Raw genomic sequence first — 19,114 nt, forward strand, 5'->3', positions numbered from 1 at the left:
ATTCGACTGTAATGGTGTTGTTCCTGACTGTGGTGTTGTGATTGGTTTACTCTCAATCGGATTCGACTGTAATGGTGTTGTTCCTGACTGTGGTGTTGTGATTGGTTTACTCTCAATCGGATTCGACTGTAATGGTGTTGTTCCTGACTGTGGTGTTGTGACTGGCTTTGTTTGACCATTTGGTGTTTTAATTGTTGCTCCAGGTTTTGTTTCCGCTTTTACATCTCCTTGCTTATTCTCAAGTCCACCATTATTTTGACTTGCTACCGGTCTAACTTGAGCTTTTACATCTTCTTTATTATTTAATTCCTCATTTGATTGCCCTACTGGTTTAACATCCGCTTTTACATCCTCTTCTTTACCTTTTAGTTCTGCCTGTTGCATTTCAGGGTTATTATCTTCATGTTTCCCTCGTATTGCTAATTCTGGATTCTCTTTAGTTGCGGCTACTTCTTCCTTAACCCTTTCTTGCTCCTGATTTCCTTTTCTATCACGAACACCTAAATTTTCTTCTTTTTTCATTTGATTAATATTTTTTTCTTTTTCTGCTTGCATTTGTTCTTTTTCCTTGCGTTTACCATCTGCTACCTTTTCTTTTCTATCAGCATAGTTTTCTTTCAACTGTTTAAACTTACTATAGCCTGATTTACCCACTTTCCCGGCCATTGCCGCACTTGCAACACCCGCGGCTCCAGCTACTGCTACACCTCTTCCAACTGTCTTAGATCCACGTCTAACATCACGATATTTCTGCCTAATATTACTCATAGCATCTGATGCGCGTGCAGCTCCTGCACTTGCTGGTACTGTAGTAATAGCATCGAAAATTGTTTTACGGTATAACCAAACACCTAAGAATGAAAGTACTTGTAAAGCGGCAACTACTAAATAACCATACTTATCTGTTGCGCTAAATAAGATTGAAGAAACCCAAAACATTAAAGTTATAAGAAAGCCAATTGCTACTTTCATTAAAAGTGTTCTAAATAATTCAGCTAAGAACCTTTTAGCTGTTCCAGTCCAGGCTGGAACTAATGCCATTAATAACATTACAGGTGACATTAAAGCTACAATAATAAACATTAATTGATAGAATAACATTGCCATACTACATAATCCAAGAACAATCCATAAAGGTAGATTAATTGCTCCAAGTAATAATACAAGTGCCCCTCTTTCAAAAGTAGCATCTAACGAGAGTGTTTGGTTTTTCTGAACCTCAACTTCATCCTTTAAAAGAGCTTTTCTTTCTTCAGGATCTGTCGTTGTTAACATTTTCTTAATTCTCTCATCACCAATTTTCTTCATATCTGTTGTACCAAACTGTAATAACGTATAAGGTTGTTTGATTAATAGAGTATGTGTTAAATCAGTGATAGAATCGACACCACTTGAATATCCTTCACTTGCTCCACTAATATTTTGAGTTGAATCAAGAACAGTTTTATTTACTTGTTCGGAGAAAGTATTAAGTCCTTTGATGATATAACTTGAATTCGCAAAAAAACCTAGGGTGAAAACTAAAATACCTAATGCCTTTAATAATCCTCCTAGCATCTCTGACTGGCGTCGTTGTACAAAGCCTACCCAGATAACCCAGCAAGCTAATAAAGCTAACATGAGTCCAATTAATTCACTATATATTCCATTACCCCAGGAACCATTGAAGCCTGCCGCTTTAGAGATTACATCACCTAACTTATCTCCAACATCATCTACTATATTTAAACTCATTGATTGGCCTACCATACTAGTCACAAAACTACTAATTGCAAGGTTTACTGACCACCCAATACTAATTAATATAAAAATAGTTGCTACAATTTGTTCTTTAATATTATCTTTCCATTTCCAAAATTTAAGAGATTCTCCAAATCCACCTTCTGGAGTATAAACATCGATCCCATAACTACTTGGTGGATATTCTTCATATTTTAATTTTTCCTTATTCTTTGGAATGATGTCGTCTATAAGAGAAGGTCTGGGTTCTTCCTCTGCATATACTGGAGCAGCTTTAAAAAGTAAATTAAATGCTAAAAGCAAAGTACAAATTAATAACAATAGGGTAATAAACTTTTTCATTACATGTTACTCCCCCTTTTATGGGAAAACCATTAATCTTTGGAACTAAACTCATTTGTCGGTTTAGTATTTGCTACTTCATCAATTTCATTTCGTTCAGGTCCGGTATAGCTTCGAACTTTGAACCCATCTTCTGTACGAACTACTCTTACCCATTTCACTGCTTTATCGATATTCTTAGGGGGCTTCTTTGAAATAAAGTTATACATAATTGTGTCCTTATCTACCACATATTCTTTTACAGTGTAATCTTTGTAAGATAAATTATTTTGAGGTCCTTTATTAGGGTCCAATATTTTATTTTTCTCCCCATCGACAACTAATTTACGTATTGTTTTATAATCATGTTGTAAGTCGGCCTTTACAAAATCAAGCATCATTTCCCTTGGAGTGTGCCCCTGTTTATCTTTTTCTTCTCCTACATTTGTTTCGCTATTTCCACATGCTGCGCTCAGAATTAGAGCGCCAGCACATAGGCTAGATAGCATTAATTTTTTTAGTTTAGTTTTTACCATGTTAACTCACTCCTACATTTATTTTTTCTCCCCCTTCTTCGACAAAGGTTGCATTAACTTCCTGCTTTTCATCATCTTTTGACTTTCTATAATTCTTTCTTGCATTTGGTCTTGTATCGAATGCATCGTATAAATCTTTAAACACTACATCCATTGTGACAACACCTGTTCTTCCTTGGATATCTTGGAACAAGCATTGTCCTGTTTCTAAATTAGTAACAATCGCATGATTTTCCTCATTATCAGGTAATCCAAAGAAATCTAAGATTGAAGAAATTTCTTTACTGTCTGTGTTACGGAATGAGAACTTCATACCGATATTATTCTTAAATGTCTCATCTCCAAGGTCACTTGCGCTTTGAGTTGCAAAGTATACTGCAGAGTTTAAGGCACGACCTTCACGAACTAGCTTACGAGCTAACTCTCGCCCTTGAGAAGTTCCCATGATTGCCCATGCTTCATCTAATAGCACAATTTTGAATTTAGTAGGGTCCTTTTGAAAGAATTTTCTTGCAAAAGAAGATAGAGACATCAGCATACTAACTGATAAATTTTCTTGTAAGGTATAATCTTTCGGATCTTTTTGAATATCAGGCATATCAAGATGCTGAATTTGTATGATATTTACTGCTGTATCAAGTTCAATATCTCTATTTGTTCCATCACCAAAGATTAAGTGTGCAAATGATAAATTCTCAAATGCTTGAATATGAGCAGCTAATTGTTGATCCACTTTATCCTCACTATCTTCAAGGTATTGAGATACAGCTGTTAAGCACGGCTCTTCCATTCCTGCTACGAATTCTACGGCTGAAGCTAAGCGCGGGAATTTTTCCGAGTTATCTGGTTTAATACCTGTAATGAAAGTAAGAATTGTCATTGCTAACTCAATTGCATCTTTTCGACTATGTTTATGAATGATAAATGGGTCTAGTTTCCCTTCATCTCGTCTATCAGTCCCTAGTGTAATTACATTTACCTTACCTTCTAAGCCATGTAAATCTTCTGTCCAGTTCCCCCTCTCACCTTTTGGATCGACTATCAGTGTTTGAGCTCCTCCTAGTACTGCTAGATAAACAATTAAGTTCGTTCCAAATGATTTACCAGAACCAGTACTTCCTGTTACCGCAACTGAAAGTGCGCTCGTTTTTTGATTTGCAACAGTATTTGTCGCTGCGAGAGAAGGTGTCATATAAACTGCTTTGTTTAAAATACCAGTTGTACCTATATAAAATCCGATATTATCACCTAAATCTTGTGTTGCACCAAACATACCGGCTGCCAGAACCCCAGGCTCCATAAAGTGTATATAATCATTTACATATCTTCTAGCACCAGGGATAAATTCATTAAACAGCAGGAACTGATCTCCATATGGCCTTACTAGTTCAATCATCATCTCTCTATAAATAGAAATAAGTGAATTGGTATTTCGACGCATTGTATCTAAATCTTCAGCACATATACAGAAAGATACTGATGTCTTAACTAGTGGCATACGTGTCTTTTGTATAAGAGCTTGTAATTCAGTAGCTTCTTGAACACCTTCATATACGTTTAACCCAACAGTTTGTGCATTTTCCCTTGCATGTGCTTCTTGATCTTCTAAATCTTTTTTCTTTTTATTAAGTTTAGATAGAGCCTTACGATGGTTAATATTCTCTGTACGAACACTTAGTTCGATTGGGAAATCTATATTTTGGATCATATACATCCACTCTTGGTCTGGAAATTCCATTGTATATGGAATCTTCGATGCCGATAAGAAACTCATATATGCTGGATACTCTAATCCATCAGAACCGATTTGAGACATTTCTATATGTCTTCCTTTAACGTCTATTTCGGATTCTGTTAAGCGTAATAAACTCTCTTGATTCGGAAAGATAGCAGAATCATCATCAACTACTGGTGGCGTCCATCCTGCTGTAACAGGTGCTTCCAATGTACGATAGAAGTTGCGTAATACAATCCATTGTGTTTCATTTGTTTCTAAACTTCTTACGGCTAAATGTTTTCTTATTTTGTTTCTAAAGGCACTAGCTTCCCTTTTAAACATCTCCAAATCAGTTTTTAGTATTTTAGTATCACCAAGTAATCCAAACTGTTCTGCAGTGTTTTTAAAGGTATGGAATGCAGTGTAAAGCATTTCCTTAAGTCCTTCTTGAATGTGTCTTACTTTTAATTTTACACCTATAAAATAACGATATTCTACAGCGTTTTTACCAAATTTTCTTTCTAACTCATGGACAACGTCATCAGTATGATCGATTGCCAGCTCTTTTAGTTCACCGCTTACTGTTTCTTTAAACTCATCGGCTTTTTCTTTGAAATTCTGATAAACAGGTATCATTAATAGATGTTTTTCTTCTTCATAATTCCAAAATAACCCGAGTTGTCGCATAAACAACGTATTTTTATCATCGTCTCCTTTAAATTCATAAGGAATCCCGTATGCCTCATAATACGCCCAGCAAGAACCATCTTGGTTAAAAATCAAATTATCATGAAAATATTTGACTGGAAATTCAACCTGATTCATTTGTGCCTCCTTAGAGAAGAATATGAGACTAAACTAATTCTTCCGTATAGATTAATTAATTACTTTTTCTTAATTGAATCATCCTTAAATCGAACTACTGTCTTATATTGATAGCTTCCAATATTGCCAGTTGTATCTTTATAACGACTCAACTTTTTTCTTTCTAATGTAAATGCAAAGAATCGATATATGAATTTGTGCGGGCTTTTTCCATCTAATTCTACATTTCCAAAGAAGTACGCTATACCACCAGGTAATATTAGATATTTAAAAAAGACATTATCTCCTAATGCTAAAAACTGATCTAAAAATATAATTAATAAAAGTGTTCCAACAAAGATTCCCAGTTGTCTGTAAGGTACCGGGAAAGGGAGTGTTATGTCCCTTATCCCATATAAACTCTTTGGAATATCCCATATAGAGTTGTAAGTCCTTACTTCCTTACGAGTCGGTTTCTGAGTCACTTATACCAACTCCTTAAAAATTTATGAGTTTTAATAGTTATCATTTGAAAATTAAGTTATATAATTTTGTTCCAAGGTCTTTAAATACGTCTGGTGTGAACACAAATACTGAAACAATTGCACAAAGTACCAACCAACCAATTAAACCTGCCATTTGTCGTTTTACAAGTAGAATTATTACACCGAGGATTGCACAAACTAAAAAGATTGGACCTAACTGAGCTACTAACCAGTTTTTAATATTTACCCCAAAATTAATATTACCTAGAACAGCTGCATCCGTAATAGCAGGTAATTGCTGAGCAACCATATCTAATCCCAAAAGCTCCATAATTATTTACCCTCCACTTTCTCTAATGTGTTTTCAAATTTCTTCATAGAGCTAATTGAAAACTTGTTATCTTTATTTACAAGATTTAAATCATATGTGTATGTGTACTCTAAGCTGCTATCATTGTCTTTTAACTTGGCATCAACTAAGACTCTGTATCCTTTATCCTTATCTTCATAAATTCGTAGGTTTTCTAATTTGCTAAATGTCATAATACCTTTTAGTCCATTTGTTATATTACTTTTTTCAAAGTAGTAAGCAATTTCTTCTGGTGTTCCTTCTGTATACACCTTAAATACAGATTGTAAAAATTGTTCTACTTTTTTTATTTCTGCATCTGTATTAATTTCTCGTCCTTCTGATTTGAAAGTCGCTACTTTATAAGGTGCCTTTTCTCTCTCTCCATGAACGATTGTAGGATTGTTTGGGACTACCATTTTCCCTTTCTCCATTAAAATTGGAATTGAGAAGTATCTTGTTACTTCTTTTGGTTCCTTCGGTGTGTCTGGAGCCTGTGTCGTTCCAGGAGCAGGATTATTTACAGGTTCTAGTTTTTGAATGATTTTTAATGTAACTTCTGCTTCATTTCCTTTTTGTCGGACCTCTACTGCTTCCGATTTAACTAAAGTACTAGAAGCGTTTTTTAAAGTATCTCTATTTAATCCACCTTGCTCATCGGATCCTTCAACTAGAAATTTCTCTAATCGTTTTTTTCGATCTTCAGCTACATTCATATCAACTTTCCAATTAAAATAATTAGCGGCAAAACTATTCGCATATGCAATTAATTCTGCTTCTGACATTTTAATTTTTACGGGTTCCTCCTTCTTTTCCTGAACAGCTACTGCTCTAGGAGGACCGGCAAGTTGGATAAATGAAAGGGAGCTTCCTGCAAACACGAATCCCATCACACACCAAAATGTAACCTTACCTACTTTTCTTCCTGTTATTGCTGGAACTTTCTCCCTTGTTTTACGTTTCTTCTTTTCTTTAAGTGCTTCTGAATTTTCTTGTTGCATATCTAATATTTCAGTTGTTTTATTCTTTGCGTTTTTAAAGAATGTAAATTTCTTTTTTTCGGCATTTTTCTGGGATTTCTTTTTTACCATGTCTTCACCTCTCTTTTTAAATGGTTAGGAGATTACAAAGTTCATTGTAATTTCCACTAATCAACTGTCTACTTTAAGTATGATTTACTTTTTTCGGAAATCTAAGAGAAATAAAAAAAATTTTGTTTTATATCAAAAGTTTTTTAGAATGATTAAAACTAAATATACTGTTTATTAAAGTACATAAAAAAACCAATTCCATTAAGAAATGAAATTGGTTTTACACAGGATCTATTCTCTATAGTAAGTATTACACAATATAAAAACCTAATATAATATATATCTTTAATATATATAAAGAGAAAAGATAATACTTTTATACAGAGAAAAAATCGTCTTAAAACATGGCTGTGCTAAGGGTTCATCATTACTCTAGCCGTAAAAAATCATAAAAAGTAAATACTGGGAATGAACTTAATGAGCTGGATGATGATTAAAAACTACAAAATATCGTAAAGTAGGTATATAAAAACTACATATAATCATCGTTAATTTGATGCGAGTAAATGAATAAATAATAAATGCAAATTTTGCTGATTTATGAACAAGCTTTCCACATTTCTTAAAAACTACACACAATTTATTAACAAATAGATCAAAGTTAGGAACAGAATCCACTTTTTAAACATAACTAACAGAAGTTTTTCTGATTTTAAGTAGATTTAGAGATAAAACATGATAAGAACAGTACTTAAGGCTTTATCTTATACACATCAGGTTAAAATTATTAAGATATCAACAGAATTACAAAAATTATTTATTCTTTTTTGTAGATAAAATGACAAAAAAGAATCGAAAATTCAGATTTAAAAAAACGGAAATTGTGAATATCTTATTTTGATTTACGTGCAATGTATGTAATTGCATAAAAAATAGAGAGTCGTGATCATTAAAATTGAAAACTTACTCTCTGTTTTGTTTGAAGTAATACTCTTCACATGTTATCTCCAACACGAATAGCCCTCCACTTTTGCTTTTTTCAAAAATAGAGAGCTGTATCATTGCATTGCTGGAAGCAGCTGATCAACCGTATGTGGTATTTCGTTTGTTGAACGGTAATATGCTTCTAAAGATTGTAGAAACGGAATTAAATCAAAGTCTTCAGGGACTTCAATTACACGAATCTTTTCCTTCGGCAATTTATCAATTTTTTCAATGAACAGTTCACGAATATCGCTAGGGATTTGATTTCCTTTATACCCACTAGACTTTAATAGTTCGCGAATTTCAATTTCTAATGCTGTATATGCGTTAATATTTACGCCCTGCTCATAAGCATATTTTCTAAATAGTGATTCCTCTTGATACTGCATGTAATTACGATGATATGCATCTATAGTTACAGGTACAGCATATTTCGCATGAAGCAGGTCATGCGCTTTACGGAATAGCTTTTGAACATTGCGTAAAGAGTATATAGCAAAATGAGTACCAAATTTAAAAATGGCCTCTTCTTGTTCATGTTTAGGTACATTTTGTGTAATTAAAGGATAAATACCAGTTTTAGCAGCTGTGTCTAATACACGATATTGAGAAGATTGCTTTAATAATTTACTTAGTGTATAAACAAGCTTTTTCGGATATCCTTCTTGTCGATCAATCATTTCCCGTAAGCCACGAACTACTTGTCGAATTTGACGATGACAGGAGTGTTTTAAAACGTTAATGAATTGGTTCATATCCTTTGTAAATTCAGCAATATTCATTTCAACTAACAAGTTTTCTATGAATGTAGCTTTACGCTTATATGTATCTCGTGGTGTAAATGGATCACGGTATTCTGCTCCTTCTTCTTTTGCGCATAAGAAATCAGGATGTACAGATAAATGCAATGTTGTGTATTGCTTTTTATTCTTCTTCCCTTTTTCTAACTTGCAAATTTTAAATAAAGGAGATCCAGTAGCAGAAAGTTTTGTTTCTAATTCCTCAAGTACAGCACGAATCTGATGTGGGTATTTTTTATGTAAGTAACGATACATACCACCAAAGTGTGTTGAGCTTCCTTGCTCATCAACTTTGAATAAAGAACGTTTCAGGGTAGTTTCGCGTTTCTGTTGCATTGCTACATCCATGAATAGTTTCTTAGCTGCAATGGATAACTCAAAGAATTCTTTGGTAAATACTATCGGGCTAATAAATGTATATGCATTTGCTTTATTCGTTTCTTTATTCATGAAATCAGTTAAGGTAATTTTATATTTACCACTGTACTCATTTTCGATTGTAATGATGTTATGGAAACTTAACTTCTTCAAAGCTACATAAAATTGTGAGTGGTGAATATGTGCAAATGCTTCTTTATAATTTTTATAATCTTCCCAAAGCATATGGATCGATACATGCGAAAGCTCACCATATGTATTACATTTTTTATGAAGAAATAGAAATACTTCTAAATCAGCATTTGTAATTCCATATAGCTTATGTTTTCTGCCTTCGTTTTTATCAAATTCACTTACTTTATCTACAATCTTTTTCATTTTCAGTGAAAAAGATGGCTTTGCTTGTTCAACAAATCCCTCTTCATCTGCAATTCGTTCTTCATAGGACATTGAATTCACAATGTCTTCTAGATAAGTATCTTTAAAACTGTAATACTTACTTTCTAAAGCATCTACTAACTTTTGCCATGATTTAATTGTTACAATTACCGGTGTTGTTGTTTCACCATTCAAACTACGTTTGTTCTTTATAACGAAAGGTTTTGCCATCTTTTTCACCTCCTTTTATGTTAAGTTGCAGTTTTCCCCACAATTAGATATAGAATTTCATTTTTGATTATATCAAATCGAATACTGGTGAAATCTGTCCCTTTAAGAGGAAAAATAAAAAAATGAAACGTGCCCAAATCCCTTGGGGGACAAGGGATTTGACGTTTCATAAAAAAAAGTTTGTTGCCACCATAGGGCTATGAAGTTTTTTGAATATGAAACGTAGTATGTTGTGGGATGAATCTTACTAAACCATTGATTTTATAGGGTTTTACACTAATTTCGTTTTAAAGTTGTAGCCATCATATAGCTATAACGTTTCATGTTTTGGATTGACTAAGAAATTTCTATAAATTTCGTATAAATACTGATATATAGGGAGTTATAACTGTTTTTAAATGAAAAGTTGTTGCCATCATACCGCTATAAACGTTTCATTTCGTTTCATGTTTCCTGCCGTCATATAGCTATAACGTTTCATGTTTTTAAAATAAGTTATATTTTATTGAAAGCTGCTGTAACCCTTGGTATATATAGGTTTTTTGAAGTTTTAAAGTGAAAGTTGTAGCCATCATATAGCTATAATAATTTTATTGCGTTTTCTTTCATATTTAATGAAATGGCTTTATATCAACGTTTATTAGTAATTTACATAGAATAAAAATTTTTTTAGTTGAATGATTTTCAGGATATTCTCGTTTCATTTTTTTAAAGTTGTAGCCATCATATAGCTATAACGTTTCATAAATTACGAAATTATAACCACAATATAGCTATTTATTATTATAAGTAAGAAGTAATAGCCGTGATAAGGCTACATAGTTTCAAGTAAGAGCTTATAGCCGTGATAAGGCTATATAGTTTCAAATAAGAGTTTATAGCCAAGATAAGGCTACATAGTTTCAAGTAAGAAGTAATAGCCGTGATAAGGCTACATTGTTTCAAATAAGAGTTTATAGCCGTTATAAGGCTACATAGTTTCAAGTAAGAAGTAATAGCCGTTATAAGGCTACATTGTTTCAAGTAAGAGCTTATAGCCGTGATAAGGCTATATAGTTTCAAGTAAGAAGTAATAGCCAAGATAAGGCTACATAGTTTCAAGTAAGAGCTTATAGCCGTGATAAGACTATATAGTTTCAAATAAGAAGTAATAGCCCCGATAAAGCTATATAGTTTCAAATAAGAGTTTATAGCCAAGATAAGGCTACATAGTTTCAAGTAAGAGCTTATAGCCCCGATAAAGCTATATAGTTTCAAATAAGAGTTTATAGCCAAGATAAAGCTATGCAGTTTCAAATAAGAGTTTATAGCCAAGATAAGGCTATGTAGTTTTAAATAAGAAGCAGTTTTATATAATTAAAGGCAAGTAAAGAGGATTTAAATGATCCAAAATAAAAGGAGTAAAAATCAACAATTGTGCGGATTATTCAGATAACATTTCACCTTAAAGGTTATGTAGTTTTTCATCTAAATGGGAAAAATAAACACATTTTGATTCAGTCATTCGTTTAAAGTGAAATTCCATCAGTAGGAGTCTTATAGCCTGCGAATTGTGGGATGAAAAATGGACTAAGAATTTAATCTTAGTCCATTTCTTATTTTATATCCATTTTGTGTGGAATGTACCTTCTTTATCTACTCGTTTATACGTATGCGCTCCAAAATAATCGCGCTGCGCTTGTAACAAGTTTGCAGGTAGTTTTGCAGTACGATAGCTGTCATAATAAGAAATTGCTGCTGAAAATGCAGGTATCGGAATGCCCTGTTGTACCGCCATTGAGATAATTTGGCGTAATCCGCCTTGATATGACTCTACAATTTCTTTAAAGTATGGATCAAGTAAAAGGTTCGGTAAATCAGTGTTTGTCTCATAAGCCTCTTTAATGTTCTGTAAAAAGGCAGCACGGATAATGCATCCGCCTCTCCAAAGCATAGAAATGCTGCCAAAATCAAGGTTCCAATCATATTCCTCAGAAGCTGCCTTCAATTGCGTGAATCCTTGTGCATAAGAACAAATTTTACTCATAAATAAAGCTTGGCGCACTGCTTCAATTAATTCAGCTTTTTCAACTCCAATTGCTTTTTTATCTTTAGGGCCAGATAAAATTTTGCTTGCGTTCACACGCTCTTCTTTTAAAGCAGAAATGCAACGTGCAAATACAGATTCCGTGATAATAGGCAGCGAGATACCTAAATCAAGTGCGCTTTGACTAGTCCATTTCCCTGTACCCTTTTGTCCTGCAGTATCAAGAATAACATCCACTAATGGCTTACCAGTTTCTTCATCTTTCTTCTTGAAGATATCGGCTGTAATCTCAATTAGATAGCTGTTCAGTTCACCTTTATTCCATTCAGCAAATATTTCATGGAACTCTTCTGCAGTCAAATCAAGTGTTTGTTTCAAGAAGAAATATGCTTCACAAATTAATTGCATATCTCCATACTCAATACCGTTATGAACCATCTTTACATAGTGGCCTGCCCCATTAGGTCCGATATAAGAACAGCAAGGATCGTTATTCACTTTTGCAGAGATGTTTTCAAGCATATCTTTTACTTTTTCGTATGCATCCTTCTGTCCACCTGGCATAATAGATGGTCCCTTCAATGCACCCTCTTCGCCGCCTGACACACCTGCCCCGATGAAATTGATTCCTTCTTCGGCAAGACGTTTGTTTCGGCGAATTGTATCGACAAAGTATGTATTACCACCATCAATTAAAATATCACCTTTATCAAGGTGAGGGACTAGAGAATCAATCGCCTTATCTGTAATTTCCCCTGCATTAACCATTAATAAAATCTTTCTAGGTGATTCAAGTGAGTTAACAAACTCTTCAACTATATGAGTACCCACTAAGTTTTTACCACGGTTTTCCTCAATGATTTCATCAACTTTTTCCTTTGAAATATCATATAGGGCAACAGAATACCCTTTGCTCTCAAAGTTAAGTGCGAGGCTTTTTCCCATAACGCCCACACCAACAACTCCAATTTGTAACTTTTCCATATTCCATCGTTCCTTTCCATGTATGTTACTCTGTATTATAGTATATATACCTAAAATATCACTTTAATCAAATAATCAATCTTTTTCATTTCAATAGGCTCCGCCAGTATTCGTACATAAGGTTATAGGGACACGGCACATCACTATCAAGTTAAAAAATAAAGAGAAATTGTCATCCTTATTAATCAATCATGAAAAATAACCCCGGTTAATTATGAAAAATCACATTAAACAGCTTCCGTATCCCTTTTACTGTTTAGAAAGATCTATACAAATAAACTTAATAATAAAGTAAACCCTAATCCGGCTACAGAAACGATAGTCTCAAGTAACGTCCATGTTGCAAATGTTTCTTTCATGCTTAAACCAAAGTACTCTTTGAACATCCAGAAACCAGCATCGTTCACGTGTGAAGCAATTAAACTACCAGCCCCTGTTGCAAGGACAACTAAAGCAAGGTTAACATCAGATTGACCTAACATCGGAATCACTAAACCGACAGTTGTTAATGCAGCAACCGTAGCAGACCCCAATGAAATACGTAAGATGGCAGCGATAATCCATGCGAGCAAGATGGGTGATAATGAAGTTCCTTTGAATAATTCGGCTACATAGTTACCAACGCCGCCATCAATTAATACTTGTTTGAAAGCGCCGCCTCCACCAATAATTAAGAGCATCATCCCAATATTCGAGATCGCTGTTGTACAAGATTCCATCACGTTTTTGATTGGAATATTTCTTGCCAATCCCATTGTATAGATTGCAACTAGTAAGGATATCAACATGGCAGTATCCGCATTCCCAATAAACTCAATAGTTGCTAGTAAACTATTATCTTTGAATCCCATTGTTTTTTGCAGCAAAGTAATAATTGTAGCGACTGCCATTAAAAGTACAGGCAGTAAAGCGGTAAAAACACTGATTCCAAAGCCAGGAGTTTCTTCAAGTTTAAATACTTTCTGCTCACCTAAAGAATTGATATTACCGGTTTTTGTGAACGCATCAGGTACTAGTTTTTTTGCAAGTTTAGTAAATACAGGTCCAGCTAACACAACCGTTGGAACCGCTATCATAAAACCGTAAAGTAATACTTCACCGATGTTTGCATGCAATTCACCAGCGATAGCAGTTGGTCCTGGGTGTGGCGGTAAAAATCCGTGTGTTACAGATAAAGCAGCTGCCATCGAAATACCGAGATATAAGATAGAAACTTTTAATTCTCTTGAAATTGCAAATACAATCGGAATTAATAATACTAATCCTACTTCAAAAAATAATGCAATCCCGATAATAAATGAGGCAGTCACAACAGCCCATTGAATGTTCTTTTCACCAAATTTTTTCACAAGGGTCATGGCAATGCGTTGTGCGCCCCCAGAATCTGAAAGCAACTTACCTAACATTGCACCAAGTCCAAAAACGAGTGCTAAATGACCAAGTGTTCCCCCTAATCCCGCTTCAATGGTTTTAAAAATCTTTTCTGGTGGCATTCCAAGTGCTAACGCAACCCCGACTGATACAATGATTAATGAAATAAAGGTATTTAATTTAAAGCGCATAATCAGTAAAAGTAATGCTAAAATCCCAATTGCTACAATGACTAATGGCATCGTAGTTCCCCCCTAATCTTAGCTGTATTTGTATTGATCCCGCTATTCGTGGGCAGTAAGGCCCCCACCTCGAGATTTAGATAGAAACGAGGCATGGGGGATTACTGATGAAAGTTTTACTTTATTAAATTTCTTTGATAATTTGCAATTCGTGTATAATCATCTTCTAGCGCTCTTGATAGGTTAATAAATATAGGCAGTAATTGTCTGTATTCTTTTGTTGCTTCTTCTTTCGGTGTATGTTTGTAGGTACTGCCAACCATTTCGGAAACGATTTCAAAAGAATCAATTTTTCCTGTGGCATAGAGACCTAATATACATGCACCTAGACAAGAGCTTTCGTAGCTCTTTGGAACAACGACTTCAGATGCGAAAATATCGGACATCATCTGTCGCCAAACGTCAGACCTTGCGAAGCCGCCTGTTGCTTGAATACGAGTTACAGGACCATCCATGCATTCGGTTAATGCTAAAAATACAGTGTATAAATTATATATAACGCCTTCTAAAGCTGCACGAATCATATGTTCCTTCTTATGTGACATCGTTAAACCGAAGAAGGAGCCACGTACATCTGGATTCCATAATGGTGCACGTTCCCCTGCGAGGTATGGATGGAATAATAATCCGTCTGCACCAGGTCTCACGCGTTCAGCTATTTTAGTTAATACATCGTATGGATCAATTCCTAGTCTTTTCGCAGTTTCTACTTCTGATGAAGCAAGTTCATCACGAATCCAGCGAAGGACCATTCCTCCATTGTTTACCGGACCACCAATTACCCAATGCTTTTCCGTTAAGGCATAACAAAATATTCTTCCTTTTTTATCTGTTTGGGGTTTATCAATGATGGTTCGAATAGCACCACTTGTCCCAATTGTGACAGCAATCTCCCCTTTCCGAATTGCATTCACACCTAGATTAGAAAGCACCCCATCACTGGCACCAATGACAAATGGTGTTTGGGAATCGATACCAATCTTTTGGGCTAAATCTGGATTGCAGTTGCTAAATATTTGGGTGGTTGGTACGAGTTCAGATAATTGAGCTGATGTTATACCAGCAATTTTTAAAGCTTCCTCATCCCAATCTAGTTTTTTTAAGTTCATCATACCCATGCACGAGGCGATGGAATGATCAACAACATATTGATCAAAGAATTGTTTGAAGATATATTCTTTGATTCCAATATATTTCTTCGTTCTAATAGCAATTTCCGGATGATCATTCACAATCCATGTAATTTTACTTAATGGTGACATTGGGTGAATAGGTGTTCCTGTTCGTCTATAAACTTCATGGCCATTCAGTTCATCTTTGATTTTATGTGCCCATGCCTCACTGCGATTATCTGCCCAAGTGATACAAGGTGTCAGCGGCTGATCATTTTCATCCATGGCAATGACACTATGCATAGCACTGCTAAATGAAATAAACGATGGTTTTTTATCTGAATGCTGTTTCGTTATATTTGATATCGCTTGTAAAACAGCTTGGAAAATCTCTTCTGGATCTTGTTCCGCTGTGGATATATCCGGCGTGCGAAGGGGATAACCAATATTCTCGGTTTGGATGACTTCGCCTTTTTCAGTAAATAAAACTGCTTTCGTACTTGTTGTACCGATATCTATACCTAACATATAGCTACTCATGTCCTTGCTCAACTCCTTTAGATAACATTTGTTGTGACATCCAGAGGTCTTCGACTTTCCCTTGAACATCATCAAAGTTTTGATGTAAGGCCTCAATCATGAGGGCTCGATCTTTTGATTCGATTGCTTTTATATAAAGCTCATGATTTTTAATAATCCGTTCAAAGTCTTCGTACTTTTCCTTGAAACGAGTACGCATTGATAAAAGGATTAAGCTTTCCATTACAGGCTTTACATTATTCCAAATCATCAGGATGTAGGAATGCTCAATGGTTCGAATAATCGTTTCATGGAATAAGAGATCTTGATAAGAAAATTCATCAGAATCATGATATTTAATGGCGATTTTCATCATTTCCATTATTTTATTTAGTTCTCTTACTAAATCATTTGTGCCCATCTTTCCAAGTCGCTCAAAGATAAACGTTTCTATGAGTAAACGAACATCATATATTTCTTCGATTTCTTTCTCGGTTAAACCAATGACAACTGCGCCCATTCTTTCTAAGCGAATAATATTTTCAGAAGCTAGTAATTTTAATGCTTCACGAACGGGTGACCGACTTACAGAAAAATCGGCAGCTATTTTATTTTCTGACAGGATGGTACCGCTTTCAATTACACCTGCAATAATGCGCATTCTCAATTCGCTCGCAACACGATCACCTGTAGAAGCTTTTGAAAGCCATTTTTCAGGATAAAGAAATTCCATTGGTTTTGTCATAAATCCACCTCATGTTAATCAAGTATACTTGTATACAAGTATTATAACTCGGATTTTTAATTATGCAAGCGCTTTTATTGTTTACTTTGGTCCTATTAGTGGAAAGCCCAATAATTATTAAGCTAACAAATCAAGTCACCCCAAAACTATTATTGTTGATAAAGAAGATTTAGGGAATGGAAAACTGAAGAATACGATATCCAAGGACTTACATCAGCATATTTACTACTTGGGTTTACAACTTTACGAATCAAAAATATAGATGTTAAAAATGTAACTATAACTAAATTTGAGCATTAAAAACTTTTAAAAATTGAAATTGTATTGTAAAGTAATGATTTTACAAATAGAAGCAGTTTTATATAATTAAAGACAAGTAAAGAGAAATTAAATAATCCACAGTAGAACGCGTAAAAATCAATAATTGTGCGGATTATTCAGATAACATTTCAATTTAAAGGTTATGTAGCCATCATATAGCTATGACGTTTCATAATGTTAGGATTTAAAGTATATTGGTTAATAACATTGTTAGGAGGTAACTAAATATGGAGAAAGTATTAGCATTGTTCAGTGACGCCCTCCTACTTGCTGCTCCAATTTATGAAGAAAACAAGCAGTTATGGGCCAAATGGAATAAATATTATAAAGAAGTACAAGAGAATCACGATAAATTAGTAACATCAGCTAATATGTCCCCTTCCTTTTCGACACTGGTTTCTTGGTTAGGTCAGAAACAAGAGCAAGGAATATCGTTGTTAAACATTTATGCCAATCTGAATAAATATAAAATTGAGATTCAAAATGTACTAGATAAGATCATTGAACAAGAATTCGGAGGAAAAGTTGAAGCAGTTGAACCAACTCAAATTTCAATTTTTGAAGATAGTCAGGTAACAGAACATATAGAAGATATATCTGATGATTACTATCCTGTAACCAATGACGCAATGTACTATCAATTGCGTGATGGAATAGCAAAAAATCATTTTGAGGAAGATGAAGCAGTAGCAAAACCGGTACTGCCATTAGAAACAAAAAATTCAAGCGGAGTTGCACAACTATCTTCACATAAGGATGAGGATTTGAGATTAGTGAATACAAACGAAGCAGAAAGATGGTCTATATTAGTTGATGGAGTAATTAGTAATATGGATGATCTTACAGCAGACTGTTTGGATACCATTACAATACAATGGTTAAATCAAGCTAAATCTCCAGATGAATTCATAGATTTTAGTTATGAAAATGTGTTGGAATTATGTAATATGCCGAAAGCCTCAGCAAACGGTGTAGAGTATTATCGTGCAGAAGATAAGATAAAAGTAGCGCAACGTATTGCAGCGTTAGCAAGCATCTTTATTTATTTGAATGATGATAATGAAGTTGTAGTATTGAACGATCAAGCTGAAACTGGGGAAAAATTTGAAGTAAAACGTGAAGTAATCAAAAGGCTATTCGTGCTGGACTCTGTAGTATTATGGAGAGATAAGAATACTAATGAATATATGGGGATAGAATCCTGTAAGATTAAACCAGGTAGTTTTTTATCGGGCTATTTGTATGGATCTAATAGCACAACTGCTTTATTATCCAAAAAAGCATTAGAGTATAATAGCTATAGACACAAGTTTCATAAACGTTTAATACGTTATTTATCCTGGCAGTGGCGAATCCGTCAACAATACAGTACTTTAAAAAGACCATACTCCATTGGTGGAGAAAAAGGTTTACTATCTGTAATGGGCATTACAACTACAAAGGGGCGCCCAACTCGAATTCGTGAACAACTAGAAAATGTTCTAAATGATTTAGAAAAAGAAAATGTAATTTCACATTGGGCGTATGCAGAGGAATTGGATGAAACAAAGATAGGAGAACGTAATTGGTTTAAAAATTACTATTCCAAATTAGGAATCATTATCTTACCACCAAAAGAATTGATGAATAATATAGATAGTATGGTAAAGAAAAAAGTAATAGGTATGCAAGAGAAGCAGGAGGACTATTATATTGCAGAGACAGTAAAACAACCTCCTGAAGGATCAGAAGATGTGATAAGAGAAAAAATTATGTATCAGCATATGCATCAAAATAAAACAATGCGTGAGATAGCAGATGAAATAGGTCTATCCCCTGCTACGCTATCAAGGTTCTGTAATAACAAAATGAAGCGTATTTCAAAAAGCGTTAATGAAAAACTAAACAAGTGGTATGAAAGACAAATGATTATAGAATCTATGTAAAAAGAAGCAGATACCTTTAAATGGAGAGGTAGCTGCTTCTTTTTAGTTGTTCATATTCTGCTGATGCTTTGAAATAAATTTAGACATATAGACAAAATCCTAAATTACGTATTGT

The 19,114-nt window shown here is 34.3% G+C and carries 12 protein-coding genes; 1 reads left to right on the forward strand and 11 read right to left on the reverse strand.

The window, feature by feature from the left end:
- The 11 genes from ACTFP3_RS28920 to gntR form a co-directional block, all read right to left on the reverse strand.
- On the reverse strand, window positions 1–2,082 hold a 2,082-nt coding region (locus ACTFP3_RS28920), incomplete at its 3' end, for a CD3337/EF1877 family mobilome membrane protein (RefSeq protein WP_440011943.1).
- 32 nt (window positions 2,083–2,114) lie between these two features.
- Window positions 2,115–2,597, reverse strand: a complete 483-nt coding sequence (locus ACTFP3_RS28925; RefSeq protein ID WP_071680271.1) for a hypothetical protein — start codon at window positions 2,595–2,597, stop codon at window positions 2,115–2,117.
- A 1-nt stretch (window position 2,598) separates the two neighbouring features.
- Entirely contained in the window at window positions 2,599–5,139 is a 2,541-nt protein-coding gene (locus ACTFP3_RS28930; protein WP_440011945.1) for an ATP-binding protein, read from the reverse strand.
- A gap of 59 nt (window positions 5,140–5,198) precedes the next feature.
- Window positions 5,199–5,603, reverse strand: a complete 405-nt coding sequence (locus ACTFP3_RS28935; RefSeq protein ID WP_440011947.1) for a TcpE family conjugal transfer membrane protein — start codon at window positions 5,601–5,603, stop codon at window positions 5,199–5,201.
- Between the two features lie 40 nt (window positions 5,604–5,643).
- Window positions 5,644–5,934, reverse strand: coding sequence for a hypothetical protein (locus tag ACTFP3_RS28940; RefSeq protein ID WP_000421396.1), 291 nt, complete (start codon window positions 5,932–5,934; stop codon window positions 5,644–5,646).
- A 2-nt stretch (window positions 5,935–5,936) separates the two neighbouring features.
- Window positions 5,937–7,043, reverse strand: coding sequence for a conjugal transfer protein (locus tag ACTFP3_RS28945; protein ID WP_440011949.1), 1,107 nt, complete (start codon window positions 7,041–7,043; stop codon window positions 5,937–5,939).
- A 998-nt stretch (window positions 7,044–8,041) separates the two neighbouring features.
- Window positions 8,042–9,754, reverse strand: coding sequence for a hypothetical protein (locus tag ACTFP3_RS28950; RefSeq protein WP_440011951.1), 1,713 nt, complete (start codon window positions 9,752–9,754; stop codon window positions 8,042–8,044).
- A gap of 1,600 nt (window positions 9,755–11,354) precedes the next feature.
- Window positions 11,355–12,764 (reverse strand): NADP-dependent phosphogluconate dehydrogenase, encoded by a 1,410-nt coding sequence (gene gndA, locus ACTFP3_RS28955; RefSeq protein WP_422424081.1) that lies wholly within the window; start codon window positions 12,762–12,764, stop codon window positions 11,355–11,357.
- 266 nt (window positions 12,765–13,030) lie between these two features.
- Window positions 13,031–14,377, reverse strand: a complete 1,347-nt coding sequence (gntP, locus tag ACTFP3_RS28960; protein ID WP_161520590.1) for a gluconate permease GntP — start codon at window positions 14,375–14,377, stop codon at window positions 13,031–13,033.
- Window positions 14,378–14,493: 116 nt separating this feature from the next.
- Window positions 14,494–16,029: a gluconokinase gene (gntK, locus tag ACTFP3_RS28965; RefSeq protein WP_326039783.1), complete on the reverse strand. Its 1,536-nt coding sequence runs from the start codon at window positions 16,027–16,029 to the stop codon at window positions 14,494–14,496.
- Window positions 16,022–16,753 (reverse strand): gluconate operon transcriptional repressor GntR, encoded by a 732-nt coding sequence (gene gntR, locus ACTFP3_RS28970; protein WP_161520592.1) that lies wholly within the window; start codon window positions 16,751–16,753, stop codon window positions 16,022–16,024. Before gntR ends, gntK begins: the two co-directional genes overlap by 8 nt.
- A gap of 548 nt (window positions 16,754–17,301) precedes the next feature.
- Between gntR and ACTFP3_RS28975 the strand changes: the two genes are divergently transcribed.
- Complete coding sequence (locus tag ACTFP3_RS28975) at window positions 17,302–18,999, forward strand: helix-turn-helix domain-containing protein (RefSeq protein WP_440011954.1); 1,698 nt, start codon at window positions 17,302–17,304, stop codon at window positions 18,997–18,999.
- Window positions 19,000–19,114: the final 115 nt, after the last annotated feature.

The organism is Bacillus cereus group sp. MYBK5-2 (assembly GCF_051915685.1).
Classification (GTDB): Bacteria; Bacillota; Bacilli; order Bacillales; family Bacillaceae_G; genus Bacillus_A; species Bacillus_A cereus.

Excerpts from the sequence above, each read along its gene's own strand:
- ACTFP3_RS28945 (WP_440011949.1), bottom strand. The coding sequence starts at position 7,043 with ATGGTAAAAAAGAAATCCCAGAAAAATGCCGAAAAAAAGAAATTTACA.
- gntK (WP_326039783.1), bottom strand. The coding sequence starts at position 16,029 with ATGAGTAGCTATATGTTAGGTATAGATATCGGTACAACAAGTACGAAA.
- ACTFP3_RS28930 (WP_440011945.1), bottom strand. The coding sequence starts at position 5,139 with ATGAATCAGGTTGAATTTCCAGTCAAATATTTTCATGATAATTTGATT.
- gntR (WP_161520592.1), bottom strand. The coding sequence starts at position 16,753 with ATGACAAAACCAATGGAATTTCTTTATCCTGAAAAATGGCTTTCAAAA.
- ACTFP3_RS28940 (WP_000421396.1), bottom strand. The coding sequence starts at position 5,934 with ATGGAGCTTTTGGGATTAGATATGGTTGCTCAGCAATTACCTGCTATT.
- ACTFP3_RS28950 (WP_440011951.1), bottom strand. The coding sequence starts at position 9,754 with ATGGCAAAACCTTTCGTTATAAAGAACAAACGTAGTTTGAATGGTGAA.
- ACTFP3_RS28925 (WP_071680271.1), bottom strand. The coding sequence starts at position 2,597 with ATGGTAAAAACTAAACTAAAAAAATTAATGCTATCTAGCCTATGTGCT.
- gndA (WP_422424081.1), bottom strand. The coding sequence starts at position 12,764 with ATGGAAAAGTTACAAATTGGAGTTGTTGGTGTGGGCGTTATGGGAAAA.
- gntP (WP_161520590.1), bottom strand. The coding sequence starts at position 14,377 with ATGCCATTAGTCATTGTAGCAATTGGGATTTTAGCATTACTTTTACTG.
- ACTFP3_RS28975 (WP_440011954.1), top strand. The coding sequence starts at position 17,302 with ATGGAGAAAGTATTAGCATTGTTCAGTGACGCCCTCCTACTTGCTGCT.